The 21,579-nt window shown below is 64.9% G+C and carries 16 protein-coding genes; 9 read left to right on the top strand and 7 right to left on the bottom strand.

Annotated elements, in window-relative coordinates; all coding sequences use genetic code 11:
* Positions 1-12 precede the first annotated feature (12 nt).
* The 5 genes from E4L98_RS26065 to E4L98_RS26045 all read left to right on the top strand — a co-directional run bounded on the left by E4L98_RS26065 (position 13) and on the right by E4L98_RS26045 (position 6,170).
* Positions 13-3,126 (top strand): glycosyl hydrolase family 28-related protein, encoded by a 3,114-nt coding sequence (locus E4L98_RS26065; RefSeq protein WP_229257583.1) that lies wholly within the window; start codon positions 13-15, stop codon positions 3,124-3,126.
* Positions 3,116-4,006: an alpha/beta hydrolase gene (locus tag E4L98_RS31110; RefSeq protein WP_135204441.1), complete on the top strand. Its 891-nt coding sequence runs from the start codon at positions 3,116-3,118 to the stop codon at positions 4,004-4,006. Before E4L98_RS26065 ends, E4L98_RS31110 begins: the two co-directional genes overlap by 11 nt.
* 89 nt (positions 4,007-4,095) lie before the next feature.
* A complete protein-coding gene (locus tag E4L98_RS31105; protein ID WP_135204440.1) occupies positions 4,096-4,338 on the top strand; it encodes a hypothetical protein in 243 nt (80 codons plus the stop codon).
* Positions 4,339-4,414: 76 nt separating this feature from the next.
* Positions 4,415-5,302 carry an ATP-grasp domain-containing protein gene (locus E4L98_RS26050; RefSeq protein WP_135204439.1) on the top strand — a complete coding sequence of 296 codons (888 nt, stop codon included), beginning with the start codon at positions 4,415-4,417 and terminating at the stop codon, positions 5,300-5,302.
* Positions 5,303-5,426: 124 nt separating this feature from the next.
* Positions 5,427-6,170 carry a Crp/Fnr family transcriptional regulator gene (locus tag E4L98_RS26045; RefSeq protein WP_135204438.1) on the top strand — a complete coding sequence of 248 codons (744 nt, stop codon included), beginning with the start codon at positions 5,427-5,429 and terminating at the stop codon, positions 6,168-6,170.
* Here E4L98_RS26045 and E4L98_RS26040 read toward each other — a convergent pair.
* Positions 6,167-6,373 (bottom strand): hypothetical protein, encoded by a 207-nt coding sequence (locus E4L98_RS26040; RefSeq protein WP_135204437.1) that lies wholly within the window; start codon positions 6,371-6,373, stop codon positions 6,167-6,169. The two genes, E4L98_RS26045 and E4L98_RS26040, sit on opposite strands and share 4 nt — an antisense overlap.
* A gap of 152 nt (positions 6,374-6,525) precedes the next feature.
* On the opposite strand from E4L98_RS26040, the gene E4L98_RS26035 reads away from it, so the two are divergent.
* The 4 genes from E4L98_RS26035 (at position 6,526) to E4L98_RS26020 (ending at position 11,545) form a co-directional block, all read left to right on the top strand.
* Complete coding sequence (locus E4L98_RS26035) at positions 6,526-7,485, top strand: fatty acid desaturase (protein WP_135204436.1); 960 nt, start codon at positions 6,526-6,528, stop codon at positions 7,483-7,485.
* Entirely contained in the window at positions 7,482-8,264 is a 783-nt protein-coding gene (locus E4L98_RS26030) for a phosphate/phosphite/phosphonate ABC transporter substrate-binding protein (RefSeq protein ID WP_135204435.1), read from the top strand. Before E4L98_RS26035 ends, E4L98_RS26030 begins: the two co-directional genes overlap by 4 nt.
* Before the next feature lie 443 nt (positions 8,265-8,707).
* Complete coding sequence (locus E4L98_RS26025; protein WP_135204434.1) at positions 8,708-10,426, top strand: methyl-accepting chemotaxis protein; 1,719 nt, start codon at positions 8,708-8,710, stop codon at positions 10,424-10,426.
* Positions 10,427-10,519: 93 nt separating this feature from the next.
* On the top strand, positions 10,520-11,545 hold the full coding sequence (locus tag E4L98_RS26020) for an aldo/keto reductase (protein ID WP_135204433.1): 1,026 nt from the start codon (positions 10,520-10,522) through the stop codon (positions 11,543-11,545).
* Here E4L98_RS26020 and E4L98_RS26015 read toward each other — a convergent pair.
* The 6 genes from E4L98_RS26015 to E4L98_RS25990 form a co-directional block, all read right to left on the bottom strand.
* Positions 11,542-13,536, bottom strand: a complete 1,995-nt coding sequence (locus E4L98_RS26015; RefSeq protein ID WP_371857287.1) for a TonB-dependent receptor — start codon at positions 13,534-13,536, stop codon at positions 11,542-11,544. The genes E4L98_RS26020 and E4L98_RS26015 overlap by 4 nt on opposite strands.
* Before the next feature lie 19 nt (positions 13,537-13,555).
* Positions 13,556-14,050, bottom strand: a complete 495-nt coding sequence (locus tag E4L98_RS26010) for a DUF6702 family protein (protein WP_135204431.1) — start codon at positions 14,048-14,050, stop codon at positions 13,556-13,558.
* On the bottom strand, positions 14,047-16,392 hold the full coding sequence (locus E4L98_RS26005) for a M1 family metallopeptidase (RefSeq protein ID WP_135204430.1): 2,346 nt from the start codon (positions 16,390-16,392) through the stop codon (positions 14,047-14,049). Before E4L98_RS26005 ends, E4L98_RS26010 begins: the two co-directional genes overlap by 4 nt.
* Before the next feature lie 99 nt (positions 16,393-16,491).
* On the bottom strand, positions 16,492-18,009 hold the full coding sequence (locus E4L98_RS26000; RefSeq protein WP_135204429.1) for a carboxylesterase/lipase family protein: 1,518 nt from the start codon (positions 18,007-18,009) through the stop codon (positions 16,492-16,494).
* A 155-nt stretch (positions 18,010-18,164) separates the two neighbouring features.
* Positions 18,165-19,271, bottom strand: coding sequence for a LacI family DNA-binding transcriptional regulator (locus tag E4L98_RS25995; protein ID WP_135204428.1), 1,107 nt, complete (start codon positions 19,269-19,271; stop codon positions 18,165-18,167).
* A gap of 88 nt (positions 19,272-19,359) precedes the next feature.
* Positions 19,360-21,507 (bottom strand): alpha-glucuronidase family glycosyl hydrolase, encoded by a 2,148-nt coding sequence (locus E4L98_RS25990; RefSeq protein WP_135204427.1) that lies wholly within the window; start codon positions 21,505-21,507, stop codon positions 19,360-19,362.
* Between the last annotated feature and the right edge of the window lie 72 nt (positions 21,508-21,579).

Here is a 21,579-nt window from a genome sequence, read left to right as displayed (position 1 = left end):
CGGGATAAACAGATGAAACCTATTGTGAATATGCTGGTCGCGGCAGTCCTGGCCACGCCCCTGGTGGCCCCTCTCGCGGCGCAGGCGGCGTCGGTCTCCGCCTATCAGACCATGCCGGACGATCCGCGCGCGGTCCAGGTCAAGGCGGTCGGCGACGGCCGCGCCGACGACACGGCGGCGATCCAGGCGGCGATCGACGCCGCCTCGCACAACGGCGAAGGTGGCGTGGTGTTCCTGCCATCGGGCCGCTATCGTGTTTCTCGCTCGATTTTGGTACCGCTATCAGTGCGCGTCTACGGCGTCGGCGCGACGCGGCCGGTACTGGTGCTGGGCGCGAACACGCCGGGCTTCCAGAAGGGCGTGGCCAACATGGTGGTGTTCACCGGCGGCGACCAGTACACGGTCGGCAAGGTGCCGGTGCCGGTGCGTAGCGCGGTGCCGTACCGCGACAACGTGCGCGACGCGAATTCGGCCACCTTCTATTCGGCCATGAGCAATATCGACTTCGAAATCGGCGACGGCAATCCGGCCGCCGCCGCGGTGCGCCTGCGCACGGCGCAGCACTCGTATCTGAGCCACATGGACTTCCACATCGGCTCCGGCCTGGCGGGCGTCTACATGGTCGGCAACGAGAGTTTCGACCTGAAGTTTTACGGCGGCCGCTACGGCATCCTGTCCGAGAAGACCTCGCCGGCCTGGCAGTTCACGCTGATGGATTCGGTGTTCGAAGGCCAGCGCGAGGCGGCCATCCGCGAGCACGAGGCCGGGTTGACGCTGGTGAACGTGGCGATCCGCAACACGCCGGTGGGCATCGATATCGACCGCGGTTACGGCGACTGGCTGTGGGCCAAGGACGTGCGCTTCGAGAACGTGGCCAAGGCGGCGGTGGTGATCAGCGAGGAAGACAACGTCTACACCCAGGTCGGCTTCGACAACGCGCTCGCGAAGAACGTGCCGGCCTTCGCGCGCTTCCGCGACAGCGGCAAGACCGTGGCCGGCTACGGCGCGTCCTACCAGGTCAGCGAATTCAATTACGGCCTGATGCTGCCGGGCCTGGGCAGCGTCGGCAAGTTCGGCATGCACGTCAAGGGCGCCGCGCTGAAATCCCTGCCGGCCGCGCGCGCGCCGGTGATGCGCACGCTGCCTTCGACCCGCCAGTGGGCCAGTGTGCGCAGCTATGGCGCGGTCGGCGACGGCGTCACCGACGACACGGCGGCGGTGCAGAAGGCGATCGACGCCAACCGCGTGGTGTATCTGCCGCAGGGCTTCTACATGGTGCAGGACACCATCCGCATGAAGCCGGACACGGTGCTGATCGGCCTGCACCCCGGCGTGACGCAACTGATGCTGCCGAACGGCGCGCCCGCCTATGCCGGCGCGGCCGGCCCGAAAGCGCTGCTGGAAAGCGCCAGGGGCGGCGACGCCATCGTCAGCGGCTTCGGCCTGGCCACCGGCGAGGTCAATCCGCGCGCCACCGCGCTGCTGTGGAAGGCCGGCGCCGATTCGCTGGTGGACGATATCCGCATCCAGGGCGGCCATGGCACGCGCCTGTACGACGGCAAGCGCCGCGATCCGTATCAGAAGACCGCCAGCTTCGACCCGATCCAGCATTGGGACCGCCAGTATCCCAGCATCTGGGTGACCGATGGCGGCGGCGGCACCTTCGTGGCCTGCTGGACGCCGAGCACCTTCGCACAGGCCGGGTTCTATGTCTCCGATACCAAAACGCCGGGCAAGGTGTACGAGCTGTCGGCCGAGCATCATGTGCGCGCCGAGATCGTGCTGGATAATGTCGAGAACTGGGAATTCCTGGCGCCGCAAACGGAGCAGGAAGTCCGCGACGGCATGGACGCGACCTCGCTCGAAATCCGCAACTCGCGCAACCTGACCTTCGCCAACTACCACAGCTACCGCGTGACGCGCTCGATCAAGCCGGCCGTGGCGGCGGTGAAGATCAGCAACTCGGACAACATCCGCTTCCGCAATGTGCACGTCAACGCGGAAAGCGGCATCGCCACCTGCGACGACAACGGCTGCGACACCTATCTGCGCGCCAGCAAATACCCGTTCGAGAATACGCTGCAGGATCTGACGCACAAGCAGGAAGTGCGCGAGCATGAATTCGCGGTGCTCGATATCGGTCCCGATGCGCCGGCCGGCGGGGCGGCCGGTTCCCCGCGCGCTGTCGGCGCCGCCAGCGGTCCCGCCGCCGCCGTGTTCAGCACCACCGCGCCGGTGCCGGCCGCTGCCGGCGCCAGGGTGGACAAGCTGGAAGGCGGCTTCTATTCCATCGCCGGCGCCGCGGTCGACGCCAAGGGCAAGCTGTATTTCGTCGACCGCCACTTCAACCGCATCTACAGCTGGTCGAAAGAGCAGGGCCTGGCGGTGGTGCGCGACGCGCCGCTCGACCCGGTCAACCTGGCCATCGCCAGCAATGGCGACCTGATGGTGCTGTCGTCCTACGGCGCGGAAGGCACGGTGTATGCATTCAACCCCGCGCAGCCGGCGGGTCCCATCACCATGATCAAGCCGACCGCCGTGCAGGCCCGTGCCGGCGCGCGCACGGTGGTGCCGGTGAACTTCTGGCAGAACGGCGAGTTCCGCGATCAACTGAATTTCGACACCTACGAGTTCACCACCCTGGCCGAGATGTTCAAGCGCGACGTGGCGCTGCCGAAGCAGCGTGAATACGTTTCGCCCGACGGCAGCCTGGTGTTGCCGGCCTACCGCGTGATCAAACAAGGTCCGGCCGATCATCTGGGCTACCGCTTCTCGGACACGCTGGATACGCATGGCCTGGTATCGGCCGGCGCCAACGGTCGCGTGGTGTTCACCAACGGCTCCGAGAACCGCACCTTCAGCGGCGTGATCGGCGCGGGCGGCGCCATCACCGATCTGAAACTGGCGGCTAACCGTGGCGGCGAAAGCGCGGCGGTGGACGGCAAGGGCAATGTCTACGTCGCCAACGGCCAGGTGTTCGTCTATGCGCCGGACGGCAGGGAGATCGGCCGCATCGACGTGCCGGAACGTCCGCTGCAACTGATCTTCGGCGGCGCAGGCAAGGACACGCTGTTCATCCTCACTCATCACACGCTGTACGCGGCGGGAGCCCTCCATGCGCAATAAACTTGCCCTGATCTTGCTGGCGCTGTGCGCGCACGCCGGCGCGCAGCAGAATACCGTCCAGCTGTGGCCCGACGGCGCGCCCGGCTCGGAAAAACGCCACAACGAGGCCGAGAAGGTCGACAACACTTACGTCAGCAATGTCCATGACCCGTCGCTGACGGTGGTGCGCGCCAACCCGCGCCACGCCAACGGCGCGGCGGTGGTGATCGTGCCGGGCGGCGGTCATCGCATGCTGGTGTTCCAGAACGAGGGCATGGTGGCGGCGCGTTCGCTCAACCGGTCCGGCGTCACCGCGTTCGTGCTGAAGTACCGGCTGGCGCGCGACCCCGGTTCCAGCTATTCGATCACGGACGATGCGGCGGCCGACCTGCGCCGCGCCGTGCGCTGGGTGCGCGCGCATGCGGCCGAGTATGGCGTCGATCCGCACCGGCTGGGCGTGATGGGCTTCTCGGCCGGCGGCGAGCTGGTGTCGCTGGTGGCCGACAATCCGGAGCCGGCGCCGCCGGCGCGGCAGGACGCCATCGACAAGCAGAGCGCGCGGCCCGACTTTCAGATCCTGGTCTATCCGGGGCCGCTGGGTGTGCCGGCCAAGGCGGTGCAGTCGGCGCCGCCGGCCTTCATCGTCGCCGGCTCGGTGGACAAATGCTGCGCGCCGCCGGCGCTCGGCCTGTACCAGCAACTGGTCGGCGCCGGCGTGTCGGCCGAGCTGCACTTGTATGCCGATACCGACCACGCCTTCAACATGGGCCAGCGCTCGGAGCGTCTTTCCGATGTGCATTGGCCGGACCGGCTGGCCGACTGGCTCGGCGACGGCGGCTGGCTGATTCCGCACAACGGCCAGGCGCCGCTGGGTGTGCCCGCACCAACACCGGCGCCATAATTTGTAACAACTGTGAGCGTGTGTTACCGCACGGCGATGAACGGGGTAGAATCCGAGAATTGGATTTTCTCCATGTTCAGGAGGCAGTAATGTCTACCAAGGATACGTTCCGACCCGACTACCAATCGTCAGAGGTGGTGGAGGCCGGTATCGAGCTGGCAGACCGCGTCGGTCCGGAAAGTGCAGCCAGTTACCTCAGTCATCGTGGCGTGCTGGAAAGCGTGATCAAGCGGGTCATTTCCGAGCCGGAACATCGGCGCAATCCCGGGCGGCTGCGCTCGCGCGACGAGCGGCTGATCGAAGAAGGTTCGCGCTTCAAATATATTCCGTAAGCGACGTACGTTTGAGCGTGCTCTAGGTTTGAAGTCCTCGCCCGGCTAGGCTGGAAGTCTGGCACGGGGAGGGGACATGGCAGCGTCTTATCTTGCGGTATTGGTGATTGGTGTGGAGCAAACCGTCACGCGCGCGGCGGCGCGTTGTCTGCGATTGGCCGGCCATGCGCCTGTGGTGCTGGCGCCACGCAGTTGCTGGCGCATGAAGCTGGGGCGCGATTGCCGGCGGCTGATCTTCTGGTCGGGCGAGCAACCGTCGGCGCAGCAGGTACAGCAGGTCGTCAGCGACAGCGGGATAGTCGCCGTGCTGGCCGCCGACCGCGCGACTTCGCTGTTGCTGGCGCGTCATCCCGAGTTGCCGGCGGTACCGACGCCGCGCGCCTCGCTGATCGCGCTGCTGGAGGACCGCTGGAATCTGATGCGGTTTGCCGACGCCGCCGGCCTGCCGGTGCCGGCCGGCTTGCGCATCGACAGCGCGGCGCAATTGCAGGCCGATCCGTTGCTGTACCCGATGGTGACGCGGCCGCTGCGCGGCGACGACATCAGCCTGCACTACAGCCGCGGCACCTTGCCGGCCGAGTATCCGCTGCTGGCGCAGGTGTACGTTCCCGGCTGGAAGGTCGGCGCCTCGTTTCTGGCGCGCCAGGGGCGGCTGGTGGCCTGTTCGGTGTTCCGTCCGGCGCGGCGCGGCCGCCACAGTTTCTATCACAGCCGGCGCGTGCGCGAGTATGTGGAGCAGTTTGCCGCCGTCAGCGCCTACCATGGCGCCGGCCACCTGGGGATGCGCTACGACCCGGCGCGCGACAATTACTACGTGTTGTCGTGGAAGCCCGGTTTCGATGCGTCCCTGCTGGCGGCCGCGCGGGCCGGCGTCAACTATCCGGAGCTGCTGTTGCGGCTGGAGGAGCACAGTACCCTGATTTTGCCGAGTCCGGACAAGGTGCTGCAAGCGAGCCCGAGGTAGGACCAGGCTGACAACAAGCTATGTTCCCAGCCTACATTGGGCTTGACTGTGCTCCTATAATCCAGCGCACATAGCGCGGATATAGTGTTGTTCATCCAACACCAATATCCGAAGAGGTAACGCCATGTACGCAGCAAACCAGACCTCCGTCTCCGCCAGCATCCCCCGTGCGATGCAACAAACCGCCGCGCCCGCCATCAGCCTGACCGGCGCGCAGCAGAACGAACTGCTGCGCGGCCTGTCGCGCGAAGAACTGATCGACCTGTTCGCGCACCTGGACCTGGTGCCGCTGGAAGCCGGCAAGCGTCTGTTCGATGCCGGCGAAGCGATGGAATATGCCTACTTCCCGACCAACGCCATCATCTCGCTGCAATACGTGACCGAAGACGGCGGCGCGGCGGAAGTGGCGGTGGTCGGCCGCGAAGGCGTGGTCGGCGTCTCAATGTACGAGGGCGAACGCGCCAACTGCTGCGCCGTGGTGCAGACCGCCGGCTACGGCTACCGCATCAAGTCGGCCGTGCTGCGCCAGGCCTTCTTCGGCGGCGGCGCGCTGGCCCAGCAACTGATGCGCCACACCAGCGCCCTGTTCGCGCAACTGGCGCAGACCGTGGCCGGCGTGCGTCACGGCAGCATCGAGCAGCGTCTGTGCCGCTGGCTGCTGGAACGCCTGGACCGCTCGCTGTCCAACGAACTCAAAGTGACCCAGGAGATGATCGCCAACATGCTCGGCGTGCGGCGCGAATCCATCACCTGCTGCGCCGGCAAGCTGCAGGAAGAAGGTCTGATCGTCTACCGCCGCGGCACCGTCACCGTGGTCGACCGCCAGGGCATGGAACGCCGTGCCGGCGGCTGCTACTCCCCCGCCTAATGCAAGTACCGCGGCGCATGCTGGAGCTGTTCCAGCTTGCGCTGCACCAGCTGATACCACGCCTGCGCCCAGCGCGCCGCCGCTTGCGACTCTTCGATCGTCGCGGCGGAAATCGTTCTCCGCACTGCCACCATCTGCCTGTGCATCGCGTATGCGGCAGGGTGGAATTTGCGCGGGCTTGCGGTTGTCGATTGCGTATCCATGCGTATATTCTGCGCGCCTGTCCTGGACGCCGCTGTACGCTGCCTCACCTACGCGGCGACACGAAATCCGCATAAAGAAGCGCGTTTAAATTCGTTTTCAGCCCGGCTGAGGCTTCCTATACTCGCCCTGGTATTCCTCACCAAGGACACCGATGGGCAAGCGAACTTCCTGGATCGACAGCGCACAGCAGGCCGAGGTCGGCGCCGAACGCGCGCGGCTGGCCTGGCGCGGCGAGTGGCCGACGTGGCTGCTGATCGTGGCGATCCACGCCGGCTGGCTGGCGACGCTGCGCTATAGTCACGCGCTGGGCGCGGGCATCGCCACGCCGCTGATGATCTGGTGGTGCGCGTGGTACATGTCGCTGCAGCACGAGCTGATCCACGGTCATCCGACCCGCTGGCCGTGGTTGAACCGGCTGTTCGGCTATCTGCCGCTGGCGGTGTGGTATCCGTACGAGATCTACCGCGAGAGCCATCTGCGCCACCACAATGACTTCGATCTCACGCTGCCCGAGCTCGATGCGGAAAGCACCTATGTGTCGCCGGCCGAATGGGCCGCAATGAGCCGGCCGGTGCGCGCGCTGCGCTGGATGAACAAGACGTTCTGGGGCCGCATGCTGGTTGGCCCGGCGCTGGCGGTAGCGTCGACCTGGATCGGGGCGGTGCGCAAGCTGCTGCGCGGCGACCGGCGCGAGGCCGGCGTGTGGCTGCGCCACTTCGCCTTGCTGGCGGCGCTGCTGTGGTGGATCCGGGCGACGTTCGGCGTGCCGGCGCCGTGGTACGTATTCGCCGTGGCTTATCCGGCGCTGTCGCTGGCGATGGTGCGATCTTATTACGAGCACCGTCCGGCCGAAGAGCATAAACAACGTATCGTGCTGAACGATGCCGGCTTGGCGTTTCGTCTGCTGTTCCTGAATAATAATCTGCACCTGGTCCATCACGATCTGCCCTCGCTGCCGTGGTATCTGCTGCCGCGCGTGTACCGCGCGCGCCGCGCGGCCTATAATGCGCGCAGCGGCGGGTTTCAGATCGACGGCTACGGAGAGCTGGCGCGCCGCTACGGATTCCGTCCGATCGACGCGCCCGTACATCCGCATATGCCGCCACCATGAACTGGAAAATCAGCCTGCCCATGTATAACGTCTCTCCGCGCGTGCAGCGGGAGTACGAGGCGTTTGCCGCTTGCCTGCTGCGCGATGCCGGCATCGATGCCGCGCTGGTTCCCGCGCCGGACCTGTTCACGTTCTGGCGGCAGCCGGACATGCTGCTGTCGCAGACTTGCGGCTATCCCTACATGAAGGCCTTGCGCGACAGCGCGACGCTGCTGGCAACGCCGTGTTTCGATTTTCCCGGTTGCGACGGCGCCGATTATTCCAGCGTGATCGTCGCGCGCGAGGGCAGCGGCATCGGCGCCCTGGCCGACGCGCGCGGCGGCACCGCGGCGGCCAACGAGCCGCACTCCAACAGCGGCATGAATGCGCTACGCCATGCAGTGGCGCCGCTGGCGCGCGCTGGCCGCTTCTTCGGCGAGGTCAAATGGAGCGGCAGCCATGCCGCCAGCCTGCGCATGGTGCAGGCGGGGGAGGCCGACATCGCCGCCATCGATTGCGTAACGTTCGCTTATCTGACGGTGCAGCGGCCCGAAACAGTACGCGGCATCAGGGTGCTGCGGCACAGCGCCTCGTCACCCGGTCTGCCGCTGATTACCGGCCGCGCGGTGCCGCCGCCGGTGCATGCACGTTTGCTGCACGCTTTGCTGGCGCCCGGCCCTGAGCTGCGAGCGCACATGCGGATCCTGCACATCAAGGCTTTCCGCACCGATGCCGATTATCAGCGCATCGCGCGGCTGGAGGCCGACGCCGTCGCCGCGGGCTATCCAGTGCTCGGTTGATCCAGGCGCCACGACCGCTCGACGCCGGTGAAAGAAGTCGGTATTTAACAATTGCTAGCCTCTTCCTACTTGAGCCCGGATGCGCCTCGCACACCGCGTTGGACCGCCTGCCGGCGCTGCCCGCGTCACGATACGCTGCGCTGCAGCAGACCGGGATCCGGATTTCTGGGCTGGCGTGGGGCGTTGCGCATGGGCCTTCGGGACAGGTGGCTTGCTTCCGGCAAGCCTGACGCAGAAGCCGACAGCCTACGGCTCACGGTTGGATCCACGGTCTCGCTGGCGGCACATAAAGTGAACTGATTGTCATTGTTACGTTGCATTTTGGTTGCGATGCAACGTAAATCTTCTTTTGGTTACTCAGCGGTAATACTGTTCCGCTATACTGCTTCGATCACGCCGCAGAGACGGCGCCATCCTCCATCACTTCCATGAGAAAAGTAACAATGACGATCACCAAACGACTGATACTGACCTTGTCGTTGGCGCTGCTGGCGCTGATCTTTGTCGGCGCCGTGGGACTGGCGCAGCTGTCGCGCGCGCAGCAGCGCCTGGACATGGTGCAGACCCGTTTAATTCCGAGTATCGCGGGCCTGAACATGGCCAAGGGCTACCTGGCCGACAGCCGCCTGGCCGGCTATCGCTTGTCGGTGTTTTCCAACCTGGCCGACAAGAGCGCGCTGGATAAGGCGTACAACGACGCGCACGCCAAATTCGACGAGACCATCGCCACCTACGAAAAGGAGCGCATCTTCGACGACACCGACCGTAAGATGCTGGAGGCCGACAAGGCCGCGATGGCGGCATATCGCCAGGCCCTGGTTCCCTTCCTGGCCGGCGCCCATGCCGGCGACATGGATGCGGTACGCGCCTCGCTGCAGGCCGGCACGCCGCTGGCGACCGGCGCGGCGGCGGTGAAGAAGGCCATCGATGACCACATCGCCTACAACAACAAGTTGATCGACGACGTCCGCGCCGAAAGCGTGGCGGCATATAACTTCGCGTTCAATCTGCTGATCGGGGTGATTGCGCTGGCGCTGGTGGTCACCGGTGCGCTGGCCTGGCAGCTGTACGTGATCATCAAGGGCAGCCTGGCGTCGATACGCGGCACGCTGGAGGATGTCAGCCAGTCGCTGGATCTGACGCACAAGATCAAGGTCGAACGCATGGACGAAATCGGCCACACGGCGGTGGCGTTCAACAACCTGCTGGAACAGATCGCCGGCGTGATCGATACGGTGCGCGCTTCCACCGGCTCGGTGGGCGCGGCGTCGCAGCAGATCGCCGCCGGCACCGGCGACCTGTCGCAGCGCACTTCGTCGCAGGCGGCGGCGCTGGAGCAGACGGCGGCCAGCATGGAGCAGCTGACTTCCACCGTCGGCCAGAATGCCGACAACGCACGCCAGGCCAATCAGCTGGCGCGTTCGGCCTCCGAAGTGGCGACCCAGGGCGGCACCGTGGTCGAGCAGGTGGTGGTCACCATGGGATCGATCAACGAGTCGTCGCGCAAGATCGTGGACATCATTTCGGTCATCGACGGAATCGCGTTCCAGACCAATATCCTGGCGCTGAACGCGGCGGTGGAAGCGGCGCGCGCCGGTGAGCAGGGCCGCGGCTTCGCGGTGGTGGCCACCGAGGTGCGCAATCTGGCGCAGCGCTCGGCGGCGGCGGCCAAGGAGATCAAGGCGCTGATCGATGACTCGGTCGAGAAGGTGGAGTCGGGCACCAGGCTGGTGGAACAGGCGGGGAACACCATGCACGAAGTGGTCTCCAGCATCAAGCAGGTGACCGATATCGTCGGCGAGATCAGCGCCGCGACGCAGGAACAGAACGACGGCATCGCGCAGGTGCACCGCGCGGTGACGGAGATGGATCAGACCACGCAGCAGAACGCGGCGCTGGTCGAGCAGACCGCCGCTGCCGCTTCGACCTTGCGCGATCAGGCGGACAAGCTGGAGCAGGTGGTCAGCGCGTTCCGCATCAACGCGTCGGCCGCGGTGTATGTGCCGAATCCGGCGCCCGTGACGCGTACCGCCACCGTGACGGCGCTACCCAAGCCGGCGCGCGCCAAGCCGGCCGCCAAGCCCGTGGACAAGTCTGCCGCCAGGCCGGCGCCGCAAAAGGCCAAGGCAGCGACCTCCGGCGACGAGTGGGAAGAGTTCTGATTCGGTAGCGCCGCCGCCCGGCGTGATTCGCCGGGGCGCGCTACAATCGTCATCCTTCGCGCGCTGAGCGCGCCCCACTCTGGAGGATTGCGAATGAACTTCAAGCGTCTTGGGAAGTCCGGCCTGCGTGTGCCGGAACTGAGTTTTGGCACCGCCACTTTCGGTGGCGGCAACGATTTCTTCAAGGCCTGGGGCAGCACCGACGCCGGTGGCGCCTCGCGCCTGATCGATGTCTGCCTCGACCACGGCGTCTCGATGTTCGATACCGCCGACGTCTATTCCGATGGTCTGGCCGAACAGATTCTCGGTGAGGCCATCAAAGGCAAGCGCCACCGCCTGCTGATCTCCACCAAAGTCACTTTCCCCACCGGCCAGGGGCCGAACGATTACGGTTCCTCGCGCCAGCACATCATCGAAGCGGTCGACAACTCGCTGCGGCGTCTGCAGGTGGAGCACATCGACCTGCTGCAGCTGCACGGCCAGGACTACAACACGCCGGTGGAGGAAACCCTGTCCACACTGGACCAGCTGGTCCGCGATGGCAAGGTGCGCTACATCGGCGCATCCAATTTCTCCGGCTGGCATCTGATGAAATCCCTGGCCGTCTCGGATCGCTACGGCTATCCGCGCCACGTCGCCCACCAGCTGTATTACTCGCTGCTGAACCGCGACTACGAATGGGAGCTGGCGCCGCTGGCCGAAGATCAGGGCGTGGGGGCCGTGGTCTGGAGCCCGCTGGGCTGGGGCAAGCTGACCGGCAAGATCCGCCGCGGCCAACCGGCCAAGCCGGGCACCCGCGCGCACGATATCGCCGGCACCGGACCGCACTTCGAGGAGGAACGGCTGTTCCGCATCGTCGAGGCGCTGGACGTGGTGGCCGGGCAGACCGGCAAATCCATTCCGCAGATCGCGCTGAACTGGCTGCTCGGGAAGAAGACGGTATCCAACGTCATCATCGGCGCGCGCGATGAGAAACAGCTGATCGAAAACATCGGCGCCACCGGCTGGTCGCTGACGCCCGAGCAGAACGCACTGCTGGAGCAGGCCAGCGACGTGCCGCCGGCCTATCCGGTCTGGCACCAGCGTGGCTTCGCGATCCTGAACGAGCGTGGCGCTTAAAAGTTCCTGATCAGCGTCGCGCGCAGCGAGCGCGATTCGATGGGGTGGAAGTGGATGCCGCCGACCGGCGCCGCTTCCCCCTTCAGTTGCGAGACGTAGTAGTAGTCGATGGCCGAATCGCGACGGTTGGTCAGATTGAAGGCTTCCAGTTCCAGCGTCACATCCTTGCGCGCTTTCCAGCCGATGCGGCCATTCAGCGTCATGCTGGATTTCGAGCGTACGCTGTTATCTTCGATCAGCGGACGCGGACCGAAGTAGCGCAGCTTCAGCGATCCCGACCACGGGCCACCGTCATCCATTGTCACCGCCAGCTGCCCTGTGCCTTCGATGGCGCCGGGGATGTAGCTGCCTTGTTCCACGTAGCCGCGCGAACGCGCCCGCGCATAGGCCAGGTCCAGATCGACCGACAGCCATTTCAGCGGCTTGTAGTAGTTGGAGAATTCGACGCCGTAACGGCGGCTGGGCGGGCCGGCCTCTGTGGTGCCCGCATCGCCGGCGTAGGTCAGCTCCGAATCGAAATCCAGGCGATAGAGCGACAGCGAGGTTTGCAGGCCTGGCAACCAGGCCGTGCGCGCGCCGAATTCCGTGCCGCGCGAGCGCACCAGCGGCTGCACCTTGTTGGCCGCATCGCCGGTTTTCGGATCGATGGTGATAGTGGCGCCCCGCGCATCGTTGCTGTGGAAGCCGCTGCCGAAGTTGGCGTACAGTTCCGCAGTCTGCCACGGGCCGTAGATGATGCTGGCGCTGGGGCTGAGCAGATGATCGTCGGCCTTGCCCGAGTTGGCGGCCAGGTCGCTCCGTACATCGAAGCGGTAGGCGTCCATGCGTACCCCGGCCACCGTGCGCCAGTCCGCGTTCCAGCGCGTGTTGTTCTCCACATACAGGCCGGCGCTGGACTCGACGATGTGGTCTTCACGCGTCACGGAGAGCTTACTGCGCGCCTGCGTGTTCCACAGGCCGTTGAAGATATTGTCGTTCTGGAGCTGCACGCCGATGGTGGTTACGCTGTTGCCCGTTTCGGTGTGCTGGTGCCAGCTGTGACTGGCGTTGACGCCGCTGGTCACACGCTTGTCCGGCTGCGCGAACTGGTCGCCGTGTACCGGATCGTCCATGTAGTACGTGAAATCGGACCACAGATCGAGCTGGTTGGCGATAAGGTAGGCATTCACCTTCGACGCGCTGTCGTCCGTGGTGCGTCGCCATGCGCCGGAAAGGCTGTAACGGTGAGACTTGCCGCCATCGGTGGGATCGATGGCGTCGTTGCGGCCGATCTGGCCGTCCTGCACGGCGCGCAGCGGAATCTGGTCGGTGGAATTCCAATCGGCCTTGTAGGCCATCAGGCTGACGTTGAAGCCGTTGTTGGCATAGCCTTCGCTGTAGCGCAGCACGGCGTTCAGTTTCCGGTAATCGTCCGGATGCGTGAACGGGCCATCGTTGTGCAGCGCTTCGACCGCGTACAGCAGGCTGCCGCGCTGCGTCTCCACCGAGTCGGCCAGCAGCGCGCGGCCGTAACCGTGCTGGCCGGCCGAGACGCTGGTCACGCCCCGCAGCAGGCGGTTGGCGTACACCACCGACGCGGTACCGGCCGAAGCGAAGTCGCCTTCCTCTGCGGAATAGGGGCCCTTCTTGTAATCGAGCCGCACCGCCAGTTCCGGGATCAGAAAATTCAGGTCGGTCCAGCCCTGGCCGTGTGCATGGCTGCGCTGGTTGACCGGCATATCGTCGACCGTGGTGCGCAGGTCGGTGCCGTGATCGAGATTGAAGCCGCGCAGGTAAAACTGATTGGCCTTGCCTTCGCCGCTGTGCTGGCTGACGATCAGGCCGGGCGCCGCCTCCAGGATTTCACCGGGACGGTAGACTGTGCGCCTGGCCAGTTCCTCCTGCGAGATGCTGCCGGCGCTGGCCGCGTCGGCGATGCCGAGCTGGTTGCCGCGCGAGCCATCCACCAGCACCCTTTGCAGGATCTGGTCGTCGGCCTGGGCGGCGCCCATGGCCAGCAGCAGTGCATACTTAAGGGGCGATTTGATCGAGGTGATCCTGATCGAACAGCAGGGTTTGGACTGGGCCATCGGTTTGCAGATTTACAGTATTCTTTTGCGACGGCAGGAAGTCTATCAGCAAACCGTTGTGAATGCGGCTGCCTTTGGCCAGTTTCACATGCGGGATCTCCTGGTAGATGACGACGGTGTCGGCATCCACCTTGGCGCCCACCCATTGCAGCGGCAGGCGATGCCGCTCCGCGTCTTCCATCCAGAACTGCTTTTCCACGTAACGGCGCAGCGGCGCTTCGCTGTCGTCGCGTCCCAGGTCGAACTGGCGGCCATACAGATTGGTCAGCAGCGTGGCGAGATCGTGCGCGGTGTAGCTGTGCACGATCTCTGTACTGCCGGTGCGCTCGTTGTAGCTGATGTCCGCGATCCCCATGTGGAAATTGTGGGCGTGGACCGCCGTGCCGGCGCAAACCAGCAGGGCGGCGACAACGAGACGCAGGCGGCGCAATGTCACTTCTTCTCGTCCTTCTTCAGCGGCGTATTAAAGTCGCGCATCAGATTGTTCTTGTCGCGTTCGGTCTTGAACAGTTCCAGGCGGGACTGGGAGACCTTGCGCGGCCAGGCGTTGTTGGACTGGTCGATGTCGGCGGTTTCCCAGAACGGGTCCTGGGTCAGGCTGACCATCGGTTCGTCGGTGACGATCAGTTTGGTGATCTTCTTCGGCGAGTAGCGCCATACTTCGGCCGGCACGCGCTCGATGTACTTCTTGCCGCTCTTGAGCTCAATCTGCAGGATCAGCGGCATCACCATGCCGCCCAGGTTGGAGAAGTCCACCAGGTACAGGTGCTTGCCCTGGTCCAGCAGCTTCTTCTCCCACGGTTCCAGCTTCTCGGTGGCTTCGGCGTAGCCGTTGCGGTCCTTGTTGGTGACGGTGAACTCGTCATGCTCGTTGTAGAAGTCCTTCAGCTCCGGATGGGCATCCAGGCGCTTGGGCAGGGACTTGTTCAGCTGCGCGGAGATGGAAGTCGGCTCGGCATCCTTCTGCGCCTTCTTCCATGCCTTTTCCTTTTCCGGGTCCTTGGTGTTCACGCCGTATTCGGTGATGCCGTCGATGCTGATGTCGACCGGATCGGTGGTGTAGAACCAGCCGCGCCAGAACCAGTCGAGGTCCGTGCCCGAGGCGTCTTCCATGGTGCGGAAGAAATCGGCCGGGGTAGGGCGCTTGAACTTCCAGCGCTGGCCGTATTCGCGGAAGGCGTAGTCGAACAGGTCGCGGCCCAGGATGGTCTCGCGCAGGATGTTCAGGCCCGTCGCCGGCTTGGCGTAGGCATTGTTGCCCACCTGGAGCAGCGACTCCGAGTTGGTCATGATCGGCACCTGGTTCTTGCTGCGCATGTAATCGACGATGTTGCGCGGCTCGCCGCGGCGCGAGGGATAGTTGTCTTCCCATGCCTGCTCGGCCAGGTACTGCACGAAGGTGTTCAGGCCCTCATCCATCCAGGTCCATTGACGCTCGTCCGAGTTGATGATCATCGGGTAGTAGTTGTGGCCCACCTCGTGGATGATTACGCCGATCAGGCCGTACTTGGTCTGCTGCGACCAGGTCAGCTGGCCGGTCTTCTTGTCCCTGGTCGGACGCGGACCGTTGAAGGAGATCATCGGGTATTCCATGCCGCCCACCGGGCCGTTGACCGAGATCGCGGTCGGGTACGGGAAGTCGAAGCTGTACTTGTTGTACTGGTCGATGGTGTGGATGATGGCCTGGGTGCTGTACTTGCCCCACAGCGGATTGCCTTCCTTCGGATAGTAGGACATCGCCATCACGTCGGTGGTGTCCTGCTTGAAGCCTTGCGCGTCCCAGATGAACTTGCGGCTCGACGCCCAGGCGAAGTCGCGCACGTTGCTGGCCTTGAAGTGCCAGGTCTTGGTGGCGCTGCTGCGCGATTTTTCGGCCCTGGTGGCTTCCTCCTGCGTCACGATGACGACCGGCGAAGTGGCGGTTTTTGCCTTTGCCAGCCGCTCGCGCTGGGTGACGGTCAGCACGTCGTTGGGGTTCTGCAGCTCGCCGGTGGAGGCGACGATATGGTCGGCCGGGACGGTCAGCTGCACATCGTAGTCGCCGAATTCCAGCGTGAATTCGCCGGTGCCGAGGAACTGCTTGTGCTGCCAGCCGTAGACATCGTAGTAAGCGGCCATGCGCGGAAACCACTGGGCGATCTCGAACAGGTCGTTCTTGTCTTCTTCAAAATGCTCGTAGCCCGAGCGGCCGCCCAGCACCTGCTGTTCGTTGATGTTGTAAGACCAGTCGATGTTGAAGACGAACTGCTCGCCCGGTTTCAGCGGCGTCGGCAGATCGATGCGCATCATGGTGCGGTTGATGACGTGCTTCAGCGGCTGAGCGCCGGACGTCACGTTCTTGATATTGAAGCCGCCTTCGAATTCCCGGCCGGCCAGGATGCCGCGCATGCCTTCGAACTTGTAGCCGTCGTCCGGCGACGCGGGCTTGGACCAGGCTTCGCGCGAAGGCTGGGTGAGCATCATGCGCGCGTCGGAATCCTTCTTGTAGATGTTCTGATCGAGCTGAATCCACAGGTACTTGAGCGTATCGGGGGAATTGTTGTGATAGGTGATTTGCTCGCTGCCGGTGAGGGAGCGCTTGGCTTCGTCCAGCGAGGCGCTGATGGTGTAATCGGCGCGCTGCTGCCAGTAGGCGTGGCCCGGTGCGCCGGATGCGGTGCGATAGGCGTTCGGGGTCGGCAGGATTTCGTCGAGTTGACGGAATTTGTCGTCGAACGGTTCCGCCGCGTAGGCGGAAACCGTCAGGCACAGGGCCAGGAAGCCAAGTTTTTTGTGCATGGGTTTTGTTTCCTCTGGATAAGAGGATAAATTGTATAGCAGGTTTACAAGCGATTACCGGCCGATACAATAAAATACAAACCCACTCTTAAACTGCTTTCAGGGCTTGACCTGCGTCTCCTGGAATTGCTGGTGCGCGTCGTCGCTGGCGGTGACGGCGGACGATTGCACGTCGAGGCGCATCAGGCGCGAACCGGCGCCGGCGCTGGCCTGCGGCCACTCCGGCAGACCGGCGCCATTGGGGTTGCCGGTCTTGATGAAGTTGGCGAAGTATTCCTGCATCTGCTTCGACAGCGCATGGTCCTCGGGCGTCCACGCATACACCGTGTTGGTGTCCAGATTACCCATGGCGTATTCGATCTCCACCGAATGGCGCGCACCGTCCTGGCCCGGACGCGGACGCACGTAGTAGTAGCGGTAGACCGGTTTGCCACTGGTGCGCGCATGCGTGTCGATCCATTTCCAGGTGCCGTAACCGATGAAGCGGTCGCTGGCCAGTTCGGTGGCGGCCTGTTTGACATCGCCGCTGTAGGCCTGCCGCGCGGCGCCGGCCTGGTCGCCGTACAATTTCTGCAGGGCGGTGGCGAAGTTTTCCGGCGTGGGCTCGGCGTCACCGAGGATTTGCTTGTAATGGCCTTCCTGTCCGTTCCAGCCGGCCAGCAGCGGCACCTTGGCCTGTTCGCCCGCGGCGTACATGGCGGCGGGCGTGCGGGCAATCACATAGCCGTCCTGGCTGGCGAAGAAACGCGCTTTTGCCGTTTTGGTTGCATCGAGCAGATCCTGCGCCGGCATGGCGCGCAACTCGGCCAATGTCGGCTTGCCGATCGACTGCGCGAATTCGGCGCCGGCCTTTTCGGTCGCGCTGAGCGGAGGCGGCGGCATCTGGCTCAGCAGCGAACCGCTTTCGCCGATGGCGGCGGCGAACAAGCCCCTGGCCTGCGGGTTGATCATCTGCGCGCTGACGGAATAGGAACCGGCCGATTCGCCGGCGATGGTGACGCGCGCGGGATCGCCGCCGAAGGCTGCGATATTTTTCTTCACCCATTGCAGCGCCGCAGCCTGGTCCATCAGGCCGTAGTTGCCGGAGGCGTGATGCGGCGATTCGCTGGTCAGCTCGGGATGCGCCAGGAAGCCGAAGATGTTCATGCGGTAGTTGACGGTCAGCGTGACGATGCCCTTGGCTGCCATGCTTTCGCCGTCGTAGCGCGGCTCGGAACCGTCGCCTGCCTGGAAGCCGCCGCCGTAGAAGTAGACCAGCACCGGCAGCTTCTCCCTTGGCGATTTGGCCGGCGTCCATACATTCAGGTACAGGCAATCCTCGCTGACGCCGTCGGAGCGGAACACCATGTCGCTGAACAGCGGCAGCTGCATGCAGCGCGCGGCGAAGTGATCGGCCTTGCGCACGCCCTTCCATTTTTTCGGCGCTTGCGGCGCCTTCCAGCGCAGAGCGCCGACCGGTGCCGTCGCGAACGGAATGCCTTTGTAGGATTTGACCCCCGTCGCTTCCGCCACGCCCTCCACCACGCCGGTGGCGGTGGTGGCGCGCGGCGCATTGGCGGCGAGCGAGGGCAGCGTGACGAGGGTGGAGGTAAACAGCATCAAACCAAGTTTTTTCATGGCGCCGGCGATAGAGTTTCTGGGGAGATTAACTATATCGCAAAACGCCAAACTCCGGGGTCAGGTCTTCCATTGCGTCACGAGCCCGGCTGTAGCGTGCGCTACAGCCGGGCTCGTGACGCAATGGAAGACCTGACCCCGGATTAGCCCCAGGATTAGAGACGGGCCTTGGCGATTTTGGTGGCGGGGCGCAGGCGCGGGGCGGCGTCGGACTGGCGGCGGATCAGGGTGTGTTCCATCACGCGGTGTTCCGGCTCCTCCGGCATGCCGTTGCGCTGGGCGCGGATCAGGCGCACCAGGAATTGCACGGCTTCTTCCGCCATGTCGGCAATCGGCTGGCGCACCGTGGTCAGCTCCGGCCAGATGGTGGTGGCCAGCGCGGTATCGTCGAAGCCGGCCACGGTCAGGTCGCCCGGTACGTCGAGGCCAAGGCGGTGCGCGATCGCCACCACGGCGGCGGCCATGTCGTCATTGCTGGCGAAGATGGCGGTAGGGCGCTGCTCAAGTCCCAGCAGGGCCTCCGCCGCGTCGAGTCCCGAGCGGTAGGTGAACAGCCCTTGCACGATCAGTTCCGGTGCTGCCTGGCCGTGCTTCTCCGCGATGGCGGCCTTGAAGCCGGCCAGCCGCCGCGCGCTGGCGGTCTGGTTGGGATGGCCGATCACGAAGCCGATGCGCTGGTGGCCCAGCGCGATCAGGTGGCTGGTCATCGCATAGGCGGCCTGGTAGTCGTCGATGCTGACGCCGCCGACGCGCGCATCCGGCTGGCCGCAGGCGACCGTGATCACCGGCGTGCCGGCGGCGGCGATCAGGTCGATCAGGTTGCGCATGTCGCACAGCGGCGGCGGCAGGATGATGCCGTCCACGCCATTGGCGATCAGGCGGCGTGCCTGTTCGATGCTGTGTTCATCGGCCTCGCACTTCTCGACCACCAGCTGGACGTTGTTCGGGCTGGCCTGGTTCAGCAGGCCGACCAGGAATTCGCTCAGGTAGCCGGCCGACGGGTTACTGTACAAAAAGCCGACACGCATGGGCCGCGAGCCGGCCAGGCGGCGCGCGGCCTGATTGGGAACGTAGTTGAGGGCAGCGACTGCCGCGTCGACGCGGTTGCGCGTCTTTTCGCGCACGTTGGTATCGCCGTTCATCACGCGCGACACCGTCATCGGGGAGACGCCTGCCAGTTTGGCCACATCGGCCATGGTCGGCGCTTGCGAGCGGCTCTGCACGGCCGGTACGGGCGCCGGTTTCACCTTGGTTCTTGTCATTGTCTTGTTCTGGAATGATGCCATGTTCAGCTGCGACTTTACCACATGCGCGCCTTGTAACATCCCATGGGGCTAAATGATAACGCAATCATTTCGGATTTCCGGGCGCGTACGGATAGCGCAGGGCCTGGTAGTACGCCAGCGGATGCGCCGGCGCTTGTACGCCTGGCGGCAGCGCCAGACCGGACACCGACTGGAAATAAGCGATGCAGGCGTCGCGCCACAGTGTGGCGTTGTAGACCTGGCGCGCCAGGCGCTGTTCTTCCTCGCGGTAGCGGCGCGGGTCGATCATCGGTTTCAGCGCGGCCCAGCGGGATTGCAGCGATTTCGCGTCGGCCAGACCCTTGTCGTATCGGGCCAACAGCTCCGCCCACAGCGTGCGGCCGGACGGCATCACGTAGTCCCACGGCAGGTGGTGGAACCACAGCAGGAACTGCTCCGGCGTGGTGTGCGGATCGGCGTACTGGCGTGCGATCTCCGGCGCATACTGCTCCAGCGCGTTGGTGCCGCTGGCGGTGCGGTCGAAGCCTATGCCCTTGCTGTCGGCGCGATGGTAGTAGACCGGGTTCCAGTCCGGACGCTCCAGGTTATCCACCCATGGCGCGGGCCCGTAGTGATGGCCGGTGCCCATGATGTGGTGCAGGCCAAGCGGGGTCATATAGTTCACCACCGTCTCGCGCGACATCATCAGCATGTCGACCACGGGGGCCGTGACGCGCACGTCCGGGCTGAAGGTGAGGGCGGCCCATTCCGTCGCGATGTCGCGCGCGGAGGCTTGCGGGTTCCACGCCAGGCGGCCGTACGCGTACCAGTTGGCCTGGTCGAAGTGGGAGCCCGACCAGTTGCGGTCACTGCCGATGTTGGCTACGCCCGCCATGCCGGTCAACGTCTGCGCCACCGTGCGGCCAGTCCGGGTGTCGCTGCGCAGCGTCTCTTCGAACATGGTGCCCAGATAGGCCATGTCGGTCGAGAAGCCGAGGTACTCCTTGGTGATCTGGAATTCCATCATCAGCGGCGTCTTCGGCATGGCGCCGAACAGCGGGTGGAATGGTTCGCGCGGCTGGAAGTCGATGGCGCCGTTCTTGACCTGCACCAGCACGTTGGCGGCAAAGCTGCCGTCCAGCGGCTTGAATTCGTCGTAGGCCTGCTTGGCGCGATCGGAGGCGGAATGCTCGCCGGGTGCGTAGACAAAGGCGCGCCACATGACGATGCCCTTGTGCGGCGCCAGCGCGGCGGCGAGCATGTTGGCGCCATCCGCGTGGGTGCGGTGGTAGTCCTGCGGGCCGGGCTGGCCTTCCGAGTTCGCCTTGACCAGGAAGCCGCCGAAATCGGGGATGACCTTGTAGATTTCGTCAGCCTTGCGCTGCCACCACGCGCGCACTTCCGGCGACAGTGGATCGGCGGTCGCGGTTTCGTGCAGTTCCAGCGGGGTGGAGAAGCGCGCCGAAAGATAGACCTTGATGCCGTAAGGGCGCAGCACGTCGGCGACGGCGGCGGCCTTGGCGATGAAGGGCGCTGTCAGCACTTCCGGCTTGGAATTGACGTTGTTGAGCACTGTGCCATTGATGCCCAGCGAGGCATTGGCGCGCGCGTAATCGGTATAGCGCTGGTCCTTGATGTCCGGCAGCGCCCACCAGTCCCAGATCGACTGACCCGAGTAGCCGCGTTCCACCACGCGGTCCAGATTGTCCCAGTGATTGAGCATGCGCAGTTGCAGCTTGGGCGCGGACGCCGCTTCCGGCTTTGCGCCGGTGGCCGCGTCACGCAGCCAGGCGTAGGCGCCGTACAACAGGCCGATGTCGGTATTGGCGGCGATGAGCGTGACGTTGTGGCCGGCGATGCGCGTCTGGCGCAGAAGATAGCCTTCATCGCCCAGCGTGGCCAGTTCGCCGCGCAGCGCGTTGGTCGCACCGGCCAGCTCCGGCAGTCGGGCGGGCGTGGCCAGCAGCAGCGCACCGTCACCCGGCCGGGCGGCGACCGCGGGATCGCGGCCCAGCATGCCGGCCAGGCCGCGTTTCAATTCTTCCACTGCGGCCCGCGTGGTCGGCGATGGCTCACCCGCCAGTACGATGCTGCGGGCCTGGGCTTGCACGCTTGCCCGCGCAGTCTTGTCCAGTGGGCGATAGCGCAGCCAGAGGTCGTAACCGTCTTCGCTGGCGGGTGCGGCGCGAGCGGCGACCGGGAGGATGAGCGCGACCAGCAGCGCTATCACGGCGGTGTGAAAGGAAAAACGCATTATGTCTCCGAATTTATGGTAGCGTAACCATTTTTCCTATTATGCCAAACAATTCCAACGAGGAGTGAGACA

Origin of the sequence: Duganella callida, from assembly GCF_004614165.1 — a bacterium.
GTDB classification, from domain to species: Bacteria; Pseudomonadota; Gammaproteobacteria; order Burkholderiales; family Burkholderiaceae_D; genus Rugamonas; species Rugamonas callida.
This window is presented reverse-complemented; position numbering and strand designations above follow the sequence as displayed.

What these genes read in the sequence shown, in the direction of transcription:
- E4L98_RS26065 (WP_229257583.1), top strand. Translation starts at nt 13, where the DNA reads ATGAAACCTATTGTGAATATGCTGGTCGCGGCAGTCCTGGCCACGCCC.
- E4L98_RS31110 (WP_135204441.1), top strand. Translation starts at nt 3,116, where the DNA reads ATGCGCAATAAACTTGCCCTGATCTTGCTGGCGCTGTGCGCGCACGCC.
- E4L98_RS31105 (WP_135204440.1), top strand. Translation starts at nt 4,096, where the DNA reads ATGTCTACCAAGGATACGTTCCGACCCGACTACCAATCGTCAGAGGTG.
- E4L98_RS26050 (WP_135204439.1), top strand. Translation starts at nt 4,415, where the DNA reads ATGGCAGCGTCTTATCTTGCGGTATTGGTGATTGGTGTGGAGCAAACC.
- E4L98_RS26045 (WP_135204438.1), top strand. Translation starts at nt 5,427, where the DNA reads ATGTACGCAGCAAACCAGACCTCCGTCTCCGCCAGCATCCCCCGTGCG.
- E4L98_RS26040 (WP_135204437.1), bottom strand. Translation starts at nt 6,373, where the DNA reads ATGGATACGCAATCGACAACCGCAAGCCCGCGCAAATTCCACCCTGCC.
- E4L98_RS26035 (WP_135204436.1), top strand. Translation starts at nt 6,526, where the DNA reads ATGGGCAAGCGAACTTCCTGGATCGACAGCGCACAGCAGGCCGAGGTC.
- E4L98_RS26030 (WP_135204435.1), top strand. Translation starts at nt 7,482, where the DNA reads ATGAACTGGAAAATCAGCCTGCCCATGTATAACGTCTCTCCGCGCGTG.
- E4L98_RS26025 (WP_135204434.1), top strand. Translation starts at nt 8,708, where the DNA reads ATGACGATCACCAAACGACTGATACTGACCTTGTCGTTGGCGCTGCTG.
- E4L98_RS26020 (WP_135204433.1), top strand. Translation starts at nt 10,520, where the DNA reads ATGAACTTCAAGCGTCTTGGGAAGTCCGGCCTGCGTGTGCCGGAACTG.
- E4L98_RS26015 (WP_371857287.1), bottom strand. Translation starts at nt 13,536, where the DNA reads ATGGGCGCCGCCCAGGCCGACGACCAGATCCTGCAAAGGGTGCTGGTG.
- E4L98_RS26005 (WP_135204430.1), bottom strand. Translation starts at nt 16,392, where the DNA reads ATGCACAAAAAACTTGGCTTCCTGGCCCTGTGCCTGACGGTTTCCGCC.
- E4L98_RS26000 (WP_135204429.1), bottom strand. Translation starts at nt 18,009, where the DNA reads ATGAAAAAACTTGGTTTGATGCTGTTTACCTCCACCCTCGTCACGCTG.
- E4L98_RS25995 (WP_135204428.1), bottom strand. Translation starts at nt 19,271, where the DNA reads ATGACAAGAACCAAGGTGAAACCGGCGCCCGTACCGGCCGTGCAGAGC.
- E4L98_RS25990 (WP_135204427.1), bottom strand. Translation starts at nt 21,507, where the DNA reads ATGCGTTTTTCCTTTCACACCGCCGTGATAGCGCTGCTGGTCGCGCTC.